The organism is uncultured Nisaea sp., assembly GCF_963974195.1.
Taxonomy (GTDB): Bacteria; Pseudomonadota; Alphaproteobacteria; order Thalassobaculales; family Thalassobaculaceae; genus Nisaea.
In genome coordinates this window covers 19,837-38,540 of record NZ_CAXBDC010000021.1, presented here as the reverse complement: position 1 = coordinate 38,540, position 18,704 = coordinate 19,837, and the positions used below count along the sequence as shown (strand labels likewise).

General features: G+C 60.4%; 15 protein-coding genes. 11 read left to right on the top strand and 4 right to left on the bottom strand.

Features of this window, described 5'->3' with window-relative positions; genetic code table 11:
• Positions 1 to 58: 58 nt before the first annotated feature.
• From AAC126_RS06970 to AAC126_RS06935, 8 genes are all read left to right on the top strand, one after another.
• On the top strand, positions 59 to 2,074 hold the full coding sequence (locus AAC126_RS06970; protein ID WP_339851454.1) for a 5-guanidino-2-oxopentanoate decarboxylase: 2,016 nt from the start codon (positions 59 to 61) through the stop codon (positions 2,072 to 2,074).
• A gap of 699 nt (positions 2,075 to 2,773) precedes the next feature.
• Positions 2,774 to 3,670 carry a methyltransferase domain-containing protein gene (locus AAC126_RS06965; protein WP_339851451.1) on the top strand — a complete coding sequence of 299 codons (897 nt, stop codon included), beginning with the start codon at positions 2,774 to 2,776 and terminating at the stop codon, positions 3,668 to 3,670.
• A gap of 128 nt (positions 3,671 to 3,798) precedes the next feature.
• A complete protein-coding gene (gene ykgO / locus AAC126_RS06960; RefSeq protein ID WP_193172723.1) occupies positions 3,799 to 3,924 on the top strand; it encodes a type B 50S ribosomal protein L36 in 126 nt (41 codons plus the stop codon).
• Between the two features lie 175 nt (positions 3,925 to 4,099).
• On the top strand, positions 4,100 to 5,587 hold the full coding sequence (locus tag AAC126_RS06955; RefSeq protein ID WP_339851450.1) for an FAD-linked oxidase C-terminal domain-containing protein: 1,488 nt from the start codon (positions 4,100 to 4,102) through the stop codon (positions 5,585 to 5,587).
• Between the two features lie 39 nt (positions 5,588 to 5,626).
• Positions 5,627 to 6,850, top strand: a complete 1,224-nt coding sequence (locus AAC126_RS06950) for an FAD-binding protein (RefSeq protein ID WP_339851448.1) — start codon at positions 5,627 to 5,629, stop codon at positions 6,848 to 6,850.
• A gap of 14 nt (positions 6,851 to 6,864) precedes the next feature.
• Entirely contained in the window at positions 6,865 to 8,172 is a 1,308-nt protein-coding gene (gene glcF / locus AAC126_RS06945; protein WP_339851445.1) for a glycolate oxidase subunit GlcF, read from the top strand.
• Between the two features lie 43 nt (positions 8,173 to 8,215).
• Positions 8,216 to 8,767, top strand: a complete 552-nt coding sequence (locus AAC126_RS06940; RefSeq protein WP_339851442.1) for a tetratricopeptide repeat protein — start codon at positions 8,216 to 8,218, stop codon at positions 8,765 to 8,767.
• Between the two features lie 44 nt (positions 8,768 to 8,811).
• On the top strand, positions 8,812 to 9,600 hold the full coding sequence (locus tag AAC126_RS06935) for a DUF4396 domain-containing protein (protein WP_339851439.1): 789 nt from the start codon (positions 8,812 to 8,814) through the stop codon (positions 9,598 to 9,600).
• A gap of 6 nt (positions 9,601 to 9,606) precedes the next feature.
• On the opposite strand, the gene AAC126_RS06930 is transcribed toward AAC126_RS06935, so the two are convergent.
• Together AAC126_RS06930 and AAC126_RS06925 are read right to left on the bottom strand one after the other, a co-directional pair.
• Entirely contained in the window at positions 9,607 to 10,665 is a 1,059-nt protein-coding gene (locus AAC126_RS06930) for a M48 family metallopeptidase (protein ID WP_339851437.1), read from the bottom strand.
• 3 nt (positions 10,666 to 10,668) lie between these two features.
• The gene (locus AAC126_RS06925) at positions 10,669 to 11,802 is read right to left on the bottom strand and encodes a DUF898 family protein (protein WP_339851435.1); all 1,134 of its coding nucleotides are present in this window, start codon (positions 11,800 to 11,802) and stop codon (positions 10,669 to 10,671) included.
• 207 nt (positions 11,803 to 12,009) lie between these two features.
• Between AAC126_RS06925 and AAC126_RS06920 the strand changes: the two genes are divergently transcribed.
• The 3 genes from AAC126_RS06920 to AAC126_RS06910 all read left to right on the top strand — a co-directional run bounded on the left by AAC126_RS06920 (position 12,010) and on the right by AAC126_RS06910 (position 15,218).
• The gene (locus tag AAC126_RS06920) at positions 12,010 to 13,338 is read left to right on the top strand and encodes a dihydroorotase (protein WP_339851433.1); all 1,329 of its coding nucleotides are present in this window, start codon (positions 12,010 to 12,012) and stop codon (positions 13,336 to 13,338) included.
• A 181-nt stretch (positions 13,339 to 13,519) separates the two neighbouring features.
• Positions 13,520 to 14,686 carry an acetyl-CoA acetyltransferase gene (locus AAC126_RS06915; protein WP_339851431.1) on the top strand — a complete coding sequence of 389 codons (1,167 nt, stop codon included), beginning with the start codon at positions 13,520 to 13,522 and terminating at the stop codon, positions 14,684 to 14,686.
• A 10-nt stretch (positions 14,687 to 14,696) separates the two neighbouring features.
• Entirely contained in the window at positions 14,697 to 15,218 is a 522-nt protein-coding gene (locus AAC126_RS06910) for a GNAT family N-acetyltransferase (RefSeq protein ID WP_339851430.1), read from the top strand.
• Positions 15,219 to 15,230: 12 nt separating this feature from the next.
• Here the strand turns inward: AAC126_RS06910 and AAC126_RS06905 are convergent, their stop codons facing one another.
• Positions 15,231 to 16,058 (bottom strand): SDR family NAD(P)-dependent oxidoreductase, encoded by an 828-nt coding sequence (locus AAC126_RS06905; RefSeq protein WP_339851428.1) that lies wholly within the window; start codon positions 16,056 to 16,058, stop codon positions 15,231 to 15,233.
• A gap of 246 nt (positions 16,059 to 16,304) precedes the next feature.
• Positions 16,305 to 18,485: a P-loop NTPase fold protein gene (locus AAC126_RS06900; RefSeq protein ID WP_339851425.1), complete on the bottom strand. Its 2,181-nt coding sequence runs from the start codon at positions 18,483 to 18,485 to the stop codon at positions 16,305 to 16,307.
• Positions 18,486 to 18,704: the final 219 nt, after the last annotated feature.

Sequence of the window (18,704 nt, the reverse complement as noted above, 5' to 3'; positions counted from 1 at the left end):
AAGCGGTGCACGGTACCGGCCCGGGCCGGCGTCAATTTCAGAAAGTAACGGGGGCGGAATGGCCGAGAAAAGCTGCGCTGACGCGATTGTCGGGCTGATGGAAAGCTACGGGATCGACACGATCTTCGGAATTCCGGGTGTGCATACCGTGGCTTTCTACCGGGCGCTGGTCTCGAGCGGTCTGCGTCATGTGACGCCCCGGCATGAGCAGGGCGCGGCGCTGATGGCTTACGGATACGGCCTTGCAACCGGTCGCCCCGCTGCCTGTTCGGTCATTACCGGGCCGGGATTGCTCAATGCCGCAACCGGGATCGGTCAGGCCTATTCGGATTCTGTGCCGATGCTGGTCGTCGCTGCCGCGAACAAGAGTAACGAGCTCGGCATGGGGCAGGGCTTCCTGCATGAAATGCCGAACCAGAATGACGCGGCGCGGACCGTCACCGCCTTCAATCACCAACTGCGGGCTCCGGAAAATCTGCCGGAAGTGTTTGCGCAGACCTTTGCCCGGTTTGACAGTGGGCGCCCCCGTCCGGTCGGGCTGGAGGTGCCGCGTGATCTGTTTGACCAGATGGCCAATGTTGATGGCGCCGCATGGCCGCGGACGCCAAAGCCCGGTCCTGATGCTCGTGCGGTAACCAAAGCGGCGGAACTTCTCTCCAGCGCGGAACAGCCGGTACTGCTGCTCGGCGGCGGGGCGAAATGGGCCGGAGCCGAAGCGTTGGCACTGGCGGAGCGGCTTGGCGCCATGGTCGTGACAACCACGGCCGCCAAGGGAGCGATCCCGGAAACCCACCCCCTCAGCGCCGGGGCGACGCTTGAGCTTGAGCCGACCCAGCGGGCGCTTGCGGCTGCCGATATCGTGCTCGCTGTCGGCTCCGAGTTGGCGGAGACCAGTTTCTGGACGAGTGCCGGGAGCATCCGGCTCGGCGACAAATTGATCCGGGTCGATATCGATCCGGCGCAGCTTGTGCGTGGTTTTCGGCCCGATCTTGCGATCCTGGGAGATGCCGCTCTGACCATGGCGGCTCTGACGGAGCAGCTTGGTGGCACGCCTGCTTCCGGTGCCGAAGAACGCGCGGCGCGGCTCTGGGCTGAGAACCGTGCGGAGCATGAAACACCCGGGACGATGAACCGGTGCCGCATGCTGAACATGCTGGCCGAATATCTGCCGGAGAATTGTTTCATCTCCCTCGATTCGACGCAGGTCGCCTATACCGGCGCGTCCTACTTCCGGATCGGCCATCCCAATGGCTGGCATTTTCCGAACGGCTTTGGAACGCTCGGCACCGGGGTACCGACGGCGATCGGCGCGAAGCTCGGCGCGCCGGAGAGGCCGGCCATGGCGATTGCCGGCGATGGCGGGCTGCTGTTCACGGCGGAGGAACTGATCGTCGCGGCGGAGCTGCGCATGCCCTTGCCGGTGGTGGTCTGGAACAATGGCGGCTATGGCGAAATCCGCGATCACATGATCAATGCGGGTGTGCAGCCGCTTGGCACGGACCTGCTGGTGCCGGATTTCTCCGCGCTCGCGGCGGCCTATCACTGCGGCTATGCCCGGCCCGAAAGCGCGGAAGGCTTCGGCACTACACTCGCCGAAGCCTTCGCGGCAGCGGGACCGACCCTGATCGAACGCCGCGTTTCTGAATGCGTGAGGTTAACCGCCGAGCAGCTCTTTAGCCTTCTCGAGAATCGGCTCCGGCAGCCGCGTCGGTTTGCGGGCGTCGAGATCGAGATGCACGCCGAACTGGCTGAGTTCGGCCAGCCGGATGTTCTTCGTCGTATCCATCAGGCGATGCACCATCCGAATCGAGGAAGAGCCGACATGGGCGACCGTGCTGTCGATATGCACGAGGTCGCCGCTATCCGGCCAGTGATCCATCTCGATCTGGAATTCGAAGGTCGAGAAGCCGCGTCGGTTCTCGCGCAGATAGGACGGGCTCATGCCGATGGTGGCGAGGGCATGGAAGCCGGAGCCGGAGAACTGGTGAATCAGCCCGCCCAGGCCGAGTTTGCCTGTCCAGTCGAGATCGCTTGGCCGGACCACGTCCATCCCGGCGCGGACCCATTTCGCTGAGGCCGCTGCGGGCGCCCGTTCTTCCTTCGCCGGGCCGTCCCAATCGACGGCGGAGCCGGTCAATGCAGCACCGTCCAGGGTCTGCTCCATCGTGGTGCAGAGTTTCCCGCTCTCGGAATTGAACAGCTTGTGGGCAATGACGGGCCGGAAGCCGGTTTCGATCAGGCCTGTCTCGATATGGAACAGGTCGCCTTTCCGGAGTTCGGCGTGATAGCGCGTGTAGCAGTCCGTCGTGCGCGCCTTGCTCGGGTCGACGCCATGGTCGCGGAGGAAGCGCCAGCCGGCCGCTTCGAATTTTTCATAGTAATAGGCGACGGTGAAATGTTCGACAACGTCGCATTCCCAGGCTTTGACGTCGCCCCGAAAGGTTTCGGAGAATCCAGAACTCATATCCACTTTCCAGCTTTGCAGAATCGGAGCCTGACTATAGGCCGTTCCACTCAATGATCGTCAATTCCCCAAATTCTGCGATGCTGTGCTTCTATTACTTGAAAAAAATGGAGAATCGGGCGATACGCCAAAGTCTTACGTTCTCGGTGATCGATAAATTTTGCGGAAAATTAAAGATAGATAGAATTGAGAGGCCGGGTAAATTTCAGTAAACGGTTAATAAAGTCATGGTTAAAATAAATTCTATTATTTTTTCATGCGGGTTCGCGGGGGGATAGTTTGGCGATTAGCTGGCGACAGAACAAAGTGGTGAAGCGCGTAAGGCGCCTCTGGTTCGCTTTTCTGCGCACGCTTTCCGTTGACGAGACAAAGCTTGAAATCGATTTCGAGATCGAGGAGGAGGAACCCGAGGAGGAAGAAGTCCTCGGTCCCTGGCATCCGAAGACCATCGAAATGATCGAGGCTATCTGGGGCAAGGGCTTCAACATGCCGGGCGGTGCGCAGCATGCCCTGACCCTGGCAAAGCCGTTTGCCCTCGACAACCAGATGAACCTGCTTGATCTGAGCAGTGGCATGGCCGGCGGCACGATCGCGGTGACCAGCCAGTTCGGCTGCTATGCCACCCTGCTTGAGAACGTGCCGGAGCTGGCGGAGATCTCCAAGCGCAATATCGACATGTCGCAGACCCGCGCAAAAATCAAACTGCAGGAATACGATCCGGCAAAGATCACGCTCAAGGCGAACAGTTTCGACTGCATTCTGACTCGGGAGTTCCTGTTCAGAACCGAGGACAAGACCCGTATGTTGCGCACCCTGAAGCGGGCGCTGCGCATGTATGGGCAATTGTCGCTCACTGATTTTGTGCTGCCGCCGGGCAAGGAGCCGTCCGCCGCCGTCCAGAAATGGATCAAGAACGATCCTTTCCCGATTCACCTCTGGCCCATGGATCGCTACGACGCGGAAATGGCGGCGCTGGAAATGGATGTCCGGGTGTCCGAGAATATCAGCAAGGATTATCACAGCTATATGACCCGGGCCTTCCAGAGCTTTATCGACCGTTATCAGGACGGCCGGATCAAGGCCACGCCGGGACAGCTTGAGATTTTGATGGGCGAGGTGGAGCGCTGGGCGCGGCTTGCGGCGCTGCTCGAAGCAGGAGAGGTTCGCCTGCATCGCTATTTTGCCCTGAAGCCCGTAAAGGCCTGATCGGGAAGCTGTTCCCGGGCTGAGCGTTTTTTCAGGCATCAAGCGTTGACAACCCCCATCCTCCACCATATGTTCCGCGCTTCTCGAAGGCAGCTAGCCTTTCCGACGGAATTATTTGGACTCGTGTCATGAAAATCGCGAATTCGATCAAAACGCTGAAGAAGCGGGACCGTAATTGTCGCGTTGTTCGCCGCAAGGGCCGGACTTACGTGATCAATAAACAGAATCCGCGCTTCAAGGCACGCCAGGGCTAATCGCTCCGGCCTGATCCGATCAAGGCGGCTGTCCGTATGGACCGTCGCCTTTTTCATGTCCGAACCAGTTGTTCCGTATCGTGGGATCTGATCTTGTGATCCGGAATGATGACGTCAGATTGCTCCCAATGTCCGACGGTCCTATTGTGGCCGGAAAAGAACATGGGAGAGCGCTATGCAGATGCCGGAGCCGGATCAGGCCATTATCGGCCGCCGCGAGAAAATCGCGGCCGCGCTCAGGGCAATCGTTCCCGGTGAGGGTGTGATCACCGAGACCGATTCCATGCGTGTCTACGAGACCGACGGTCTCTCCGCCTACAGGCAGTTGCCGATGATCGTCGTGCTGCCGGAAACCACGCAGCAGGTGGCGGATATCCTGCGCTACTGCAAGGAAGAGGGCGTGAAGGTCGTGCCGCGCGGGGCGGGGACCGGTCTGTCCGGTGGCGCCTTGCCGCTGGCCGATGGTGTCCTGCTCGGCCTTGGCAAGTTCAACCGGATTCTCGAGATCGATTACGATAACCGCGCCGTGGTGACCCAGCCGGGCGTGACCAATCTCGGTATCACCCACGCGGTGCAGGATGACGGCTTCTATTATGCGCCGGACCCGTCCAGCCAGATCGCCTGTTCGATCGGCGGCAATATCGCGGAGAATTCCGGTGGCGTGCACAGCCTGAAATACGGCCTGACCACCAATAATGTGCTCGGCGTCGAGTTCGTCACCATCGATGGTGAAATTCTGCGTTTCGGCGGCAAGCATCTGGAAGCGGACGGGTATGATTTCCTCGGCCTGATCACCGGCTCGGAAGGGCTGCTGGGGGTGGTAACGGAAATCACCGTGCGCATTCTGCGCAAGCCCTCGATGGCACGCGCCGTGCTGGTCGGCTTCCCGACCCCGGAAGAGGCGGGCGCCTGCGTCGCGGCGGTGATCGGCGCCGGGATCATTCCGGGCGGCATGGAGATGATGGACAATCCGGCGATCAACGCGGCGGAGGATTTCGTCCATGCCGGCTATCCGCGCGATGTCGGCGCGCTTCTGATCGTGGAGCTGGACGGGCCGGAGGTCGAAGTCGATTACCTGATCGGCCGGGTGCGGGAGATCGCGGAAGCGAACGGCGCGACCGAGGTCCGGATCAGCGAGAGCGAGGACGAGCGCAACACCTTCTGGGCCGGGCGCAAGGCCGCGTTCCCGGCGGTGGGCCGGATCTCCCCCGATTATATCTGCATGGACGGCACCATCCCGCGCAAACAGCTTCCGGAAATTCTCACCCGGATGAGCGCGATGTCGAAGAAGCACAATCTGCGGGTCGCCAATGTCTTTCATGCCGGTGACGGCAATTTGCATCCGCTGATCCTGTTCGATGCGAACAAGGAGGGAGAGCTGGAACGGGCGGAGGCTTTCGGCGCCGACATCCTGACAGCCTGTGTCGAGCTTGGTGGGGTGTTGACGGGCGAGCACGGGGTCGGCATCGAGAAGCGCGATCTGATGGGCGCGATGTTCACGGAGACGGACCTTAATCAGCAGCAACGGGTCAAATGCGCTTTCGATCCGGATGGCTTGCTGAACCCGGGCAAGGTCTTCCCGCAACTGCATCGCTGCGCCGAACTTGGCCGGATGCATGTCAGCGCGGGCCAGCTGCCCTTTCCTGATATTCCCCGTTTCTGATGCCGTTACGGCCAATTATTTAAGTTCTCTGGAGTAGGCATGGCCTCCACTTTCAAACCGGACGACGCCAATCAGGTCGAAGAGGCGATCGCATGGGCGGTTGCCAATGGCGAGCCGCTGGAGCTGTCCGGGCGCGGCAGCAAGAAGGCGCTCGGCCGCCCGTTCCAGGCGGAAACGGCGCTCGATCTTTCCGCCCTCAGCGGTGTGATCGATTACGAGCCGGAAGAGCTTGTACTGACGGCGTATCCTTCAACGCCGATGGTCGAGATAGAGGCGCTGCTTGCCGCTAACAACCAGATGCTCGCTTTCGAGCCGATGGATATGACGGGGCTGCTTGGTGGTGCATCCAGCGAAGGCAGCCTCGCCGGTGCGTTGATGATCAACAGTGGCGGGCCGCGCCGGATCAAGGCGGGATCCGCCCGGGATCATCTGCTCGGGTTCGAGGCGGTGAGCGGCCGGGCCGAACAGTTCAAGTCCGGTGCGCGCGTGGTGAAGAACGTGACCGGTTATGATCTGCCGAAGATTATCTGCGGCTCATACGGCACGCTGGCGGCGGTAACGAAAATCGATGTGAAGGTCCTGCCCTCGCCGGAGAAGGTCTACACCGTCTTGGTGCTTGGCCTTGATGGCCCGACCGCCGTGAAGGCGATGAGTGCGGCCATGAACAGCGCCCATGAAGTGTCCGCCGCGGCTCATATACCTGCGGACCTCACCGGGAAGTCCGGCGTGTCCTATATCAAGGGCGCCGGTGCGTCTGTCACGGCGCTGCGGATCGAGGGTTTTGGGCCGTCCGTCGAGCGCCGTTGTGCCGATCTGCGCGAGGAGTTGTCCGCGTTCGGCGCTGTCGAGGAATTGCACACGATGAACAGCCAAAGTTTCTGGCGTGAGGTTCGGGACGTGCAATATCTGGTGGCACCGTTGCCCGCCCCGGTCTGGCGCATATCCGTGCCGCCATCCGCCGGAGCTGACGTCGCGGGGAGGCTGTCCGCGATGGATGGTGCTGCCTGGTTCTCGGACTGGGCAGGCGGCCTGATCTGGTTGCAGCTCCCGGTCTCGGACGATGCTGGTGCCGAGGTGGTGCGCGCGACTGTCGGCGTTGCCGGTGGACATGCGACGCTGGTACGTGCGGGGCAGGAAGTGCGGGCGGCTGTTCCGGTTTTTCATCCGCAACCGGACGCGATTGCAGCGCTCAGCCTGCGCCTTAAGGAAAGTTTCGATCCGAAACACATCCTCAACCCCGGCCGCATGTATGCGGGCGTCTGAGAGGACGAGATATCATGCAGACGAACTTTAGCCTCGCCCAGCTCGCCGAGCCGGCGGTCAGGGAATCCGAAAGCATCCTGCGCAAATGCGTGCATTGCGGCTTCTGTACCGCGACCTGCCCGACATTCGTGCTGCTCGGTGACGAGCTGGACAGCCCGCGCGGCCGGATCTACCTGATTAAGGACATGCTGGAGAACGGTAAACCGGCCAATGACGAGGTGGTCCGGCATGTCGACCGCTGTCTCTCCTGCCTCTCCTGCATGACGACATGCCCCTCCGGCGTGAACTACATGCATCTGGTCGATCATGCCCGCGCCCATATCGAGGAAACCTACAGCCGCCCCCTGATGGACCGCGCCTTGCGCGGGCTGCTGGCCTGGCTGCTGCCGCACCCGAACCGGTTCCGCTTCGCCCTGCTCGGGGCGGCAATGGCGCGGCCGTTCGCCGGTCTCTTTGGCGATGCGCTTGGCGGCCGGGTGAAGGCGATGCTGTCCCTCGCACCGAAACAGCTTCCCGCGCGCAGCCCGCTTGAAAAGCCGGGCACCCATGATGCGGCGGGGCCGCGCAAGCTCCGGGTGGCGATGCTGGCCGGGTGCGCGCAGAAGGCGCTGGCGCCGTCGATCAACGATGCGACTATCCGTCTGCTGACCCGCCACAATGTCGAAGTGGTGGTGCCGAAAGAGGCCGGCTGTTGCGGCGCGCTCACCCATCACATGGGCAAGGAAGAGGCGGCCATGGAATCGGCCCGCGCGAATATCGATGCCTGGGCGGCGCTTGAGGAGCAGGAAGGCGGTCTTGATGCCGTCGTCATCAATGCGTCCGGCTGCGGGACAACGGTGAAGGATTACGGCTTCCTGTTGCGCGAAGACAAGGCATACGCGGAGAAGGCGGCGCGGATCGCTGCCAAGGCGAAGGACATCACCGAGCTGCTGACGGATCTCGATCTGCCGGAGAGCAGCGCCGGGGACGGGCTGCGGGTGACCTATCATTCCGCCTGTTCCATGCAGCACGGCCAGAAGATCAAGAGCCTGCCGCAAGCGCTGTTGAGGAAGGCCGGTTTCGCGGTGAAGGACGTGCCGGAAGGGCATCTCTGCTGCGGCTCGGCCGGCACCTACAACATGCTGCAACCGAAGATCGCCACCCGCCTGCGGGACCGCAAGCTGGCCAATATCGCAAAGACCGCGCCGGAAGTGATCGCGGCGGGTAATCTCGGCTGTATCACGCAGATCGCATCGGGCAGTGGCGTGCCGGTGGTGCATACGGTGGAGCTTCTGGACTGGGCGACCGGTGGGCCGAAACCGGAAGCGCTCGAGACCGTGTGATCGGGGGGCTTGGCGGGGCCGGATCGGGATCTATCTCAGAATTATGCAGAGACAGATCTTCGCGGCCCTGTTCGCCATCCTCCTCTCAGCACCGGTCGCGGCGGACCAGACGGACACGCGGCTTGAGCCCTTGTTCGCGGAGCTGAAGGCGGCGGCCTCGATCACGGATGCCCGCTATATCGAGCGCGAGATCTGGGCTATCTGGTCGCATCACGGCTCGAATGCGGAAATCGACCTGCGTTTTCAGCGCGGCGTGTTGCTGATGAATGCCGGACGTCTGGAAGAGGCGACCCGGATCTTCAGCAAGATTGTCGAGATAGATCCCGACTTCGCCGAAGCCTGGAACAAACGCGCGACACTGCTCTATCTCACGGGAGATCTGGCGGGATCTGTGCGCGATATCGAGCGCACGCTGTCGCTTGAGCCGCGCCATTTCGGTGCGCTCTCCGGTCTTGGTCTGATCTATGAGCAGATCGAAAGCGCCGACGGCGCCATCAAGGCTTTCACCGCCGCGCTCGAAATCAACCCGCACATGCCCTGGATTGTCGAACGGCTGGAAGCGCTGGAAGAAGAGCAGGAAGGCGAGCCGCTTTAGACGCCCGGCCGCCATGCGGTTTTCAGGAACAAACTTCCCTGCCGATGCGTTTTCTCCTCGCGGACCGGATGCTGTCTGGCCGGGGCATGGGGCCGCTTGCCCACGCATTCGAATGGTCTCGAATGCGTGCAGAGCCTGTCAGCAACAATTCGGCTGGAGGATTTGACGGCATGCAAAACCTGCAAGTCATTTTGAACCACTGGTGGATCGTCGGTGTCTGGGCGCTCATAGCGCTTGCATGCGTCACTGTCCTGCTGCGTGACCTGAAACATGAAAACCCTGAAATCCCCGGCCTGATGAAGCTCGTGTGGATATTGACGGTTCTCTATTCGGGGCCGCTGGGGCTCGGCCTTTACTGGAAAACCGGGCGCAAGCAGATCGAACGCGACAGTATCTGGCGGCGTGGCGCGCGCTCGGTGGCGCATTGCTATTCCGGGTGCGGTATTGGCGAGATTACGGGGGTCTTCATTACTGTCGGGCTTTTATCGCTCAACAACTGGTGGGTGGCTGGCGTGACATTCTGCCTGGCCTATGTCGCGGGCTTTGCCCTGACCGTCGGGCCGTTGATGCAGGAAGGCGTCGGCTTCAACCGGGCCATGCTGGACGCCCTCTCGTCGGAGACGCCGTCCATCACCGTCATGGAGATCGTCGCCATAACGACGGACCTCTTGCTGGCCGGCTCGGCAACCATGTCCGATCCGATATTCTGGGTTTCCCTGGTGGTCTCGTTATCGGCCGGTCTGGCCGCCGCATACCCCGTCAACGTATTGCTGATCCGGATGGGCGTGAAAGAGGGAATGCATGACCCGCGCGAGATGGCGCGGTATGCATGAGTGAGACTATCCGTTCTTGATGCAGATCTGTTTCAGGATGAGCCAGTCCGCCGGAGAAAGTGCCTGTTTTGTCCCGGTTCCGTGCTCCCGGAAATACCCGGCGCGGCCGTCGCTTTCGGGATGCGTGCTGAGATAGCCGGGCAGGACCCCGCCAAGCCCGCCCGATTTCGACAGCCGCTCGAAGAAAGCCGCCCCGCCGCTCGGGTCGAGATCGAGTTGGTTCAGCAGGTCCACGGAATAACGATCTGCCGCCGCCTCGTCCGAGCGTGAGAAGGAGAGGGAGAGGCCCGTCTGAAACAGCGTATCGCTGAGTGTGCCGGTATTGCCGCCAAAGACCAGCGCGGTAATCGCTCCGAGTGCGTTGTTCCGTATTGAGCGTTCAGTCAGATCCCGGTTCACCACATGGCCGATTTCGTGTGCGAGCACGGCGGAAAGCTCGTTTGGGCTGTGCGCTTCGCGGATCATGCCGCGCATCACAATGATTCGCCCGCCCGGCAGGGCGAAGGCGTTGTTCATCTTGTTATCCAGGACATCAACCCGAATGGGATGCGGGAAGCCGGAGGCGGAGAGGAGTTGGTCCGTCAGGTCTTTGAGGATCTCATTCGGGCGGCCGGCGGTGCAGCGCTTGCCGAAGATTTTCTCCAGCGTAGCAAGCTTCGATTGCTCTTCCACTTCGAAGGACCAGGGCACGATGCGCGCAAGAGTGTCCGTGACCGGGGGGACGAGGAAATAAATCGCCGCGACCACCACGGTTACGCCAACCGCAAGAATCCCGGCAATGCGGGCGGAACGGAACCCTTCCTTCTTGCGGTCGAGCAAATCGGGCGCATATCGCCCGATCGCCGCGACAAGAGCCGGCTCTTCGATGATCAGGCGCGAGTCCTGATGCTTGCGGTGGGTGAAGGCCAAATGGTCGGACGGGCGATAATCCCAGAGCCGGATCAAGTCCTCATAGCGCCAGGCAAGATCGCCCCGTTCGGTAGAGAAGGAGACGCCCTCCTGCCACGCTTCCGGGGTGATGTCGTAACGCTTGGCGGAGCTCCCGTCGAAGAAATGCGAACTCATGATCTACGCAATGTCAAAGTCACCGAGAAGTCCTTCGCCCCTTGAGTCGGTATCGAATTCCGCCTGTACGAGATTATCTGTATCCAAGGCGCCGTTGATCGTCAGATGGCGCGCGAGGAAGGAGCCTTTGCGAAGCCATGCTATGGGGGCAAGCAGTCCCAGCGTCAGGATGATGATAAGCCAGTTGCCGAAAAAGAGACCGATGATCTGTCGTCGGGTTGGATGGAAGCTGAACCGGATTGTCCCGAAGGACGTCTTGCCCACGGCCTGCCGCCAGAAGATAACAAGATAGTTCAGGTAAGCCAGCGCGCAGGCAACCATGCCTATTAGGATAAAGGAGACGATTCCCCAATGCATGGCCGCCTCATCGCCTGGCTGCAGTTCGGAGCCGAGCGCCGCTTTTTCCATGGCAATATTAAGCCCAAGTATCGTTGCTCCAACGGTGATGACGAGGTAAATGGCGAAAATGAGCAGGTAAGGTTTCCAAAGCCCGGTCGTGGTTGCCTCAAAGGACAAAGAACGGCCGCCGAACTTCGTGTTTTCGAGCTTGTACTGCAGCAGTTTGACATCTGCCCAGGGTTTCATGATGCCAAACGTGATGGCGGCCAGGAAGTAATATCCGATCCATTTCAGCGCATAGATATAGGCGGCCCCGCCGACCGAGCCGCGGATGCCACGCCATTGGGTGCGGTTCACCCTGTAGCGATATGCGAGATAACGGGCGGCGGTATAGAGGAAGAAGATCCCTAGGCTGCTTACGAGTGAGAGTGCGACGAACAGCGGGCTGAGACCCAGCTCGGGATTGATGATGCGAGACTGCACCCAGTTCGAAAAAATGCCGTAAGGCAGCAGGATCAGCAGGAAGACTTTCAGGAAGCCGAGGAATATCTCCAGTCCGGTGCCGGTATATTCGAGCGGGGTTCCGTCCAGGCTCATGCGGGGCCAGATCGCGCGGCGGACGCGTGTCAGGGCCCAGAAGCGATAGATGAAGAGGGTCAGCACCATGAAAATGATGTTCATGATGTGAAGGCCGATGAGGCCGCCAATTCCGTCCCGGTCGAATTTCAACTTGTGGGTTTCCGGATCCATCTGACCCACCGAGCCGATAGTGCCGCTTCCGCTGCTTTCGAACGTCATCTATTCCCCTGCCTCAATTGAGCTAACCCCAGAGAAATGTGTCGTAACCTTTTGTGCGGCTCTTGTCATGTTTCGCTGGTGCAAAACCCTGAATGCCAGGGCGGGTCACTGACGGTCCGTCCCGTATTCATGCCCGCGACTTGTCTCCGGCGCGCTTCGACGGTATCGCTATCTTTCCAGCTATCGATCCTCCCGAAAGGCCCGCCCATGTCCGCTTACGATCTGATCATCAAGAACGGCACCGTTGCCACGCCCGGCGCGATCGAGGCGATGGATGTCGCGGTGAAGGACGGCAAGATTGCCGGGCTTGGCAGTTTCGATGCGGGATCGGCGGCGGAAGTGTTCGATGCCTCGGGTCTGCATGTGCTGCCCGGTGTGATCGACACCCAGGTGCATTTCCGCGAGCCGGGTGCGGAGCATAAGGAAGACATCGCGCACGGCACAATGGCGGCGGCCATGGGCGGGGTGACGGCGATTTTCGAGATGCCGAACACTAACCCGCTGACACTCACGCCGGAAACCCACGCCGACAAGATCGCCCGGGGCGAGGCGGGCGGCTGGGTCGATTTCGCCTTCTTTGTCGGCGGTTCGGCGGAGAATGTCGGCAAGCTGCATGAATATGAAAACCTGCCGGGCTGCCCCGGCATCAAGATCTTCATGGGTTCCTCGACCGGCTCCCTGCTGGCCAAGGATGACGAGACGCTGGCGAAGATCCTGGCCGACGGGCGTCGCCGCTTCGCCGTGCATGCCGAGGACGAATACCGGCTGGAAGAGCGCAAGCATATCGCCGAGAAAGAAGGCCATCCCCGCGTCCACAATATCTGGCGCGATGAGGAAACCGCCATCCTCGCGACCAACCGCATCCTGAAGCTCGCCCGCGATGCGGGGCGGCCTGTGCATATCCTGCATGTGACGACGGCGGAGGAGATGGACATCCTCGCGGCCAACAAGGATATCGCCACCGTAGAGGTGACGCCGAACCATCTGACCCTGACCGCACCGGATTGTTACGAGGAACTGGGGTCGCTCGCCCAGATGAACCCTCCAGTGCGCGAGAAACATCATCAGGATGCGCTCTGGCGCGCCATCGAGCAGGGCGTGGTTGATGTGATCGGCTCCGACCACGCGCCGCACACGCAGGAAGAAAAGGCGAAGCCATATCCGCAGACGCCGAGTGGCATGACCGGGGTGCAGACCCTGCTGGTCAACATGCTGAACCATGTGCATGAGGGGCGGCTGTCCCTGCGCCGTCTGGTCGAGCTGACCTCCGCCGGCCCGCAGCGGGTCTACAACATTGCGTCCAAGGGCCGGATCGTGAAGGGCTACGATGCCGACTTCGCCATCGTCGACCTGAAGGCAAAGCGCACCATCACGAATGACTGGATCGCCAGCAAATGCGGCTGGACGCCTTATGACGGCAAGCAGGTCACGGGCTGGGTGATGGCGACGCTGGTGCGCGGCAATATCGTGATGCGCGATGATGAGCTTGTCGGCAAGGCATCGGGTGCGCCGGTCAAGTTCGTCGAAACGCTCTGAGCTTTCGGAAGGGCTGTGTCTCGCCTTGACTGACGGGCCGGACTGGCGGGCCGGTCTTTCCGGATTGGCACCGCTTACATCTCGCAGTGCAGCATTGAAGTGTGGGACTCGTCCCCCGATTTCTGCTAGGGAAAATCAAAGCCGTGTCCGCACGGCGCAGAAAATCAGGGAGTAAAGTCTCATGACCGGATGTATCGTTGGATGGTCTCATCTGCCTTTCGGCAAGCATGAGGACGAAGATGTCGAGAGCATGATCGTCAAGGTCGCGGCGGAAGCCGTGGCGGATGCGGGTTTCGAGCCGAAGGACGTCGATGCCGTCTATCTCGGCCATTTCAATGGCGGCTTCTCGCCCCAGGACTTCACTGCCAGCCTGGTATTCCAGAGCTCCGACGATTTCCGCTTCAAGCCGGCGACCCGTGTCGAGAACGCCTGCGCGACCGGCAGTGCCGCCGTGCATCAGGGGCTGAACCTGATTGCCGCCAAGAAAGCCCGTGTCGTGCTCTGTGTCGGTGTCGAGCAGATGACCCGCCTGCCGGGCAAGCAGATCGGCGAGACGCTGCTGAAGGCGAGCTATCTGAAGGAAGAGGCCGGCATCGAGGGCGGTTTCGCCGGTGTCTTCGGTCAGATAGCCCAGGCCTATTACCAGCGCCATGGCGACCAGTCCGATGCGCTCGCGATGATCGCGGCGAAGAACCATGCGAACGGCGTGCACAATCCCTATGCCCAGATGCGCAAGGATCTCGGTTACGAATTCTGCCGGAACGAGTCCGAGAAGAACCCGTTCGTTGCCGGTCCGCTGAAGCGCACTGATTGCTCGTTGGTCTCCGACGGCGCGGCGGCGCTGGTGCTGACCGATGTCGAGACCGCGCTCGGCCGGGACAAGGCCATTGCCTTCCGGGCGGCGGCGCAGGTGAACGACTTCCTGCCCATGTCCAAGCGCGACATCATCCAGTTCGAAGGCTGCGGCGAGGCCTGGAGGCAGGCGCTCGGTGTTGCCGGGGTCGGGCTGGACGATCTCAGCTTCGTCGAGACGCACGACTGTTTCACCATCGCCGAGCTGATCGAATACGAGGCTATGGGCTTGACCGCTCCGGGCCAGGGTGCCCGCGCCGTCAAGGAAGGCTGGACCCATAAGGACGGCAAGCTGCCTGTCAATCCGTCCGGTGGCCTGAAGGCCAAGGGGCATCCGATCGGCGCCACCGGTGTCTCCATGCACGTCCTGACGTCCATGCAATTGCGTGGCGAAGCCGGTGACATGCAGATCAAGGGAGCCAAGATGGGCGGCATCTTCAACATGGGCGGGGCAGCCGTGGCGAACTACGTCTCGATCCTCGAGCCGCTGCGCTAAAAGGTTTGCGATGACTGACGGTACCGGCGGCCCGTGCCGGCTGGCGCGCCCGGACGAGATCGAAATCGTCCGGGACATCCAGCGCAAGACGGGCCGCATGTTTCTCGACACGCCCTATCCCGAAATCGCGACGCATGAGCCGGATAGCGCGGAAGACCTGGCCGACGCGCAGGATAAGTGGCGGCTCTGGGTATCCGTGACCGGGGAAGACCGGCCGGCCGGAGCGATGTGGGTCTTGCCGCGTGATGGCGATCTGCATATTCGCCAGCTTGATGTGCATCCGGATTTCAGTGGCGAGAGGCGCACCGTGGGGCTGGTCCGCGCGGTGAAGCGGTTCTTCGGCGGGCGGGGACTCAGCCGCCTGACATTGACGACTTTCTCGGATGTACCCTGGAATGCGCCTTATTATGAGCGCATCGGTTTCTCGCGTCTGGCGCCTGATAATCTTTCCGCCGCTCTCGCCGAGGCGCTGACGGAAGAAGCCACGCGATATCCGGTGGAACGCCGGGTGGCCATGGAGATGCCGTTCTGAAAGTCACCCCGTTCAGGGTTTGAACACCTGGTAGGCGTGTTCGACCGTCGGGTCCCAGCGGGAGAGGGCAGGCCTGTTCTCGGTAATGTCGCCGGCTCCCCAGAGAATGCGGCGGCGGTCTTCTTCCTCGCTGACTTCATCGTCGGGGCAGACGATGTAGAAGGATCCGGCCTCGATCCCCTCCAGCATCCGTTCGACAACCTGATCCGGCAGCCAGGCACCCGGCCGGTGTGCGTTCTTGCCGGTGGTCGTCCAGCCCGGTATCAGCAGATGCGCCGTCACGTTGTTCGCGCCGGTGCTGCGCAACTCGTGCGCCAGGCTTTCCGTATAGGATTTCACCGCCGCCTTGCTGAGATTATAGACCGGGTGGCCCGGCGGGTTGGTGATGCCCTGCTTTGAGCCGGTATTGACGATCACGGCGGGCGTTCCGCGCTCCCGCATGCCCGGCAGGAAGGCACGGGTGCCGTAGATCACGCCCCAGAGATTGACTTCGACCAGCTGGCGCCATTCCTCGATATCGGCGTCGAACCCGCGTCCTGCGCGGGAGGCGGCATTGTTCAGCAGAATGTCCGCGCCGCCGAATTTCTCTCGCACGGTGGCCGCGAGTGCCTGAATTGCTGCCGGATCGGAAACGTCCGTCGGTACGGCGATCACCGAGCCGGGCACGCTTGATTTTGCTCTGACGCTCTCTTCGGCTTCGTCAAGGTCCGCCGATGGCAGGTCGACCAGGCAGACCTTCAGACCCATCCCGGCGAGACGGAGTGCAGCAGCGCGGCCAATGCCGAGAGCAGAGCCGGTGATTACCGCTGTTCTTCCTGCTTGGAAGGCTTGATGTTGCATGTTGCCTCTCCTTTGGTTGTTCCCAGAGCAAGATGAATAGCCTAGCGCTGGTCTTCGCGAGCAACCGGAACGGCCTTCTTAATCTGAGCCAATGCCCGAACGGCAGACACACCATTCGCTTGCAAAGCGCCTGAACGATCTGCGCACGGCTGAAGTAGGTCGGCGTGTCTAAGCTTATTATGCACGCCCAAATCGAACGCCATGGCCGCAGTAAGCCGACTGTCAACTATCCGCTCTCTCTGATGGCTATCTGTCGAATAATCCATTTTTACCAGCGCGTTTGCGATCCCAGGCATCTAGGAGCGTCTGGACTGTCTTCAGGTCGTCTTGTTTCAGCTTTCCATCTGCCGCGATTTCTTCCAGTCGAGCGCGAAATGCCTCGGAGTCAATAATCTCGGTATCGTCGCTGATCTGTGCCACTATGGTGGCCTTAGAAACACGATCACCGAGGCTTCCAAGCCCGCTCATTCCCATAGACCATGAGCGTCCTGTGAAATCCCGAGCAAATGCGACAAGGCTGGAATCCTCGAGGATACGCGCGCCCGTCCACTCGCGCACTTCGGTCGGATCGCCGCCGAGCAGATCGCGCCAACGATAAAGGACGTAGACGAGATCCCGGTGGCCAATCAGCGAGCCGTTCGCAGCGGCAGTACGGATTGTATCCAATGCCAGTTTGCGCACAGGCTCAATGGCGGAGGCTTGCACAAGGCAATCCTCGTCCCGCTTTGGACCTTGCTCCCGTTCCTCCTCGTGATCGCCAATGGCTGACGAAGCAAAATCGACTAGCCAACCGAGGGGCGCATTCTGGACCGCTGCAACGAGAACATTGCTACGTTCCTCTGGTGTTAAGCGTTCGGCTGTGACTCGACGCAACAGCCAGTGATAGCGCAGGCTCGTATTTGCTATTCCGCCAAACCCGCGTTCAGCATCGGCCTCAAGATCGATCTCGTCATGAATCTCGAATAGCGCACCGAGAAAAGCAGGTACCTTCTCTACGTCGATGCGAGCAGCATGTGTGGTTAGTTCATCCAGATAGACAGGCACCATCGATTTGCTATTGCGACGGATAATTTTAGCGGCCGCTCTCATCGTCGTCTTGATCAAATCGACATCATCTGCCCGTTTTGTCATTTCCTCGATAAACTTTGTCGGGAGTGTTTCGTCACTTAGGGTGAGGCGGAAATAGGTATCGAAATGAGCCTCGATGCAGACACGACGTTCGACATCCCAACGTGAAATCCAATCGCCGCCGTAGCCCATGTTTTCGAGCCTTGGGAACAGGCGCTGCAATGCTCCCTTAGCGAGAGCGTGGCGTGACAGAGGAACGTCATCCAGGAAGGGCTTCAGGCGATCGTCGTGGTTCTGGTTGCCGTTATGCTGATTGGAGATACCACACGCCTCCTCCTTTCGGGAGCGTATCGCCCGAAACAGGCCGGGTTCGTACAAACGTAGCGCTTCCAGAGCGATGAAATCGGCCAAGCTTACCTCGCCTTCAACCGCCGGCCACGTCACGCTGATTGCATTCTGATATCTTGCCACATGTCGAGGGGTTGCCATGTATGGAGCCACGATATCGTAGAACAGGTTCATGATACGGACGATCTGAGCCTCTTCTGGGTCGCCGCAAATTTCCTGGATTGCGGTAAGCACCGCTTGGTTCAAGTCTGTTTGGAGGGGGCGAGGCAATTCAAATCCCGCCTGAACGATTTTTTCCAGAAAGTGAGGACCTTCCGAAGGGAACCGCTCTTGAACCGCCTTTTCGGCCAAATCGCGGTCGAACACCAGCAGATACATGACATTTGGCAAGCTGCCGATGGACTTCACCAGCCGGAATATCGCTATGGCTTCCTCGGGCGTGAGACGATCGATGTCGTCGATCACAACCAGGAAACGACGGTCTTCATTAGCAAGGATATTGGCTAGCTTTTGAAATGTCTTCTCAAGGGTATCGCCCTGCGGAAAGAAGGTACTCACAAATTTCGAACCGCCAGTGAACAGCGCTGTTAATGGCGCTCCGCTTGCTAGCGTTACTGCCGCTCCGATGGTTGGCCCAGCTTGTAGCAAGCGTTGAGTGATACTGGGGATTAGGTCTTTTACCTTATCGCCCAGGCTGGTCCGCAACGTTCCATTCAGGCTTTGGAGGAAGGCAAGTGCCAGCGCTTCTTCACCTCGATACCACCAGCATTTGAAGTCCGAGACCACCAGCTTGTCGTTGCCGGATTGTGTGAGGGAAGCACGGATGAGATTGACGACGCTGCTTTTGCCCGACCCCCACGGCCCATTGAGTGCAATGGTCGTTCCCACTGGCTTCGGCATTCGCGTGATGCTCTTGGCGATTGATTCTGCAAATCCGGTCACGCCGTAGCGGTCATCGTCCGTTGCCTCGATTGGACTATCATTGAAATAATTTCGTTTGGACTCGCTCATTGTGTGTCCATCCTTCACAAATGCTTGCCCTACAATTAATGAGCGTAGCATCGGTGTAATTGAGCGTCATTGCCGACTCATACTTGATTCAAACTGACCAATAATTACTCACTCTGATCAGGAAGCGGTATCATGTTTGGCTTCACGCTCTTCGAACGAAACTTTGATGGGCTAGGCGCAGATCGTCGTGCGTGCGGCCTCTGCGATTTGAATCTCAGC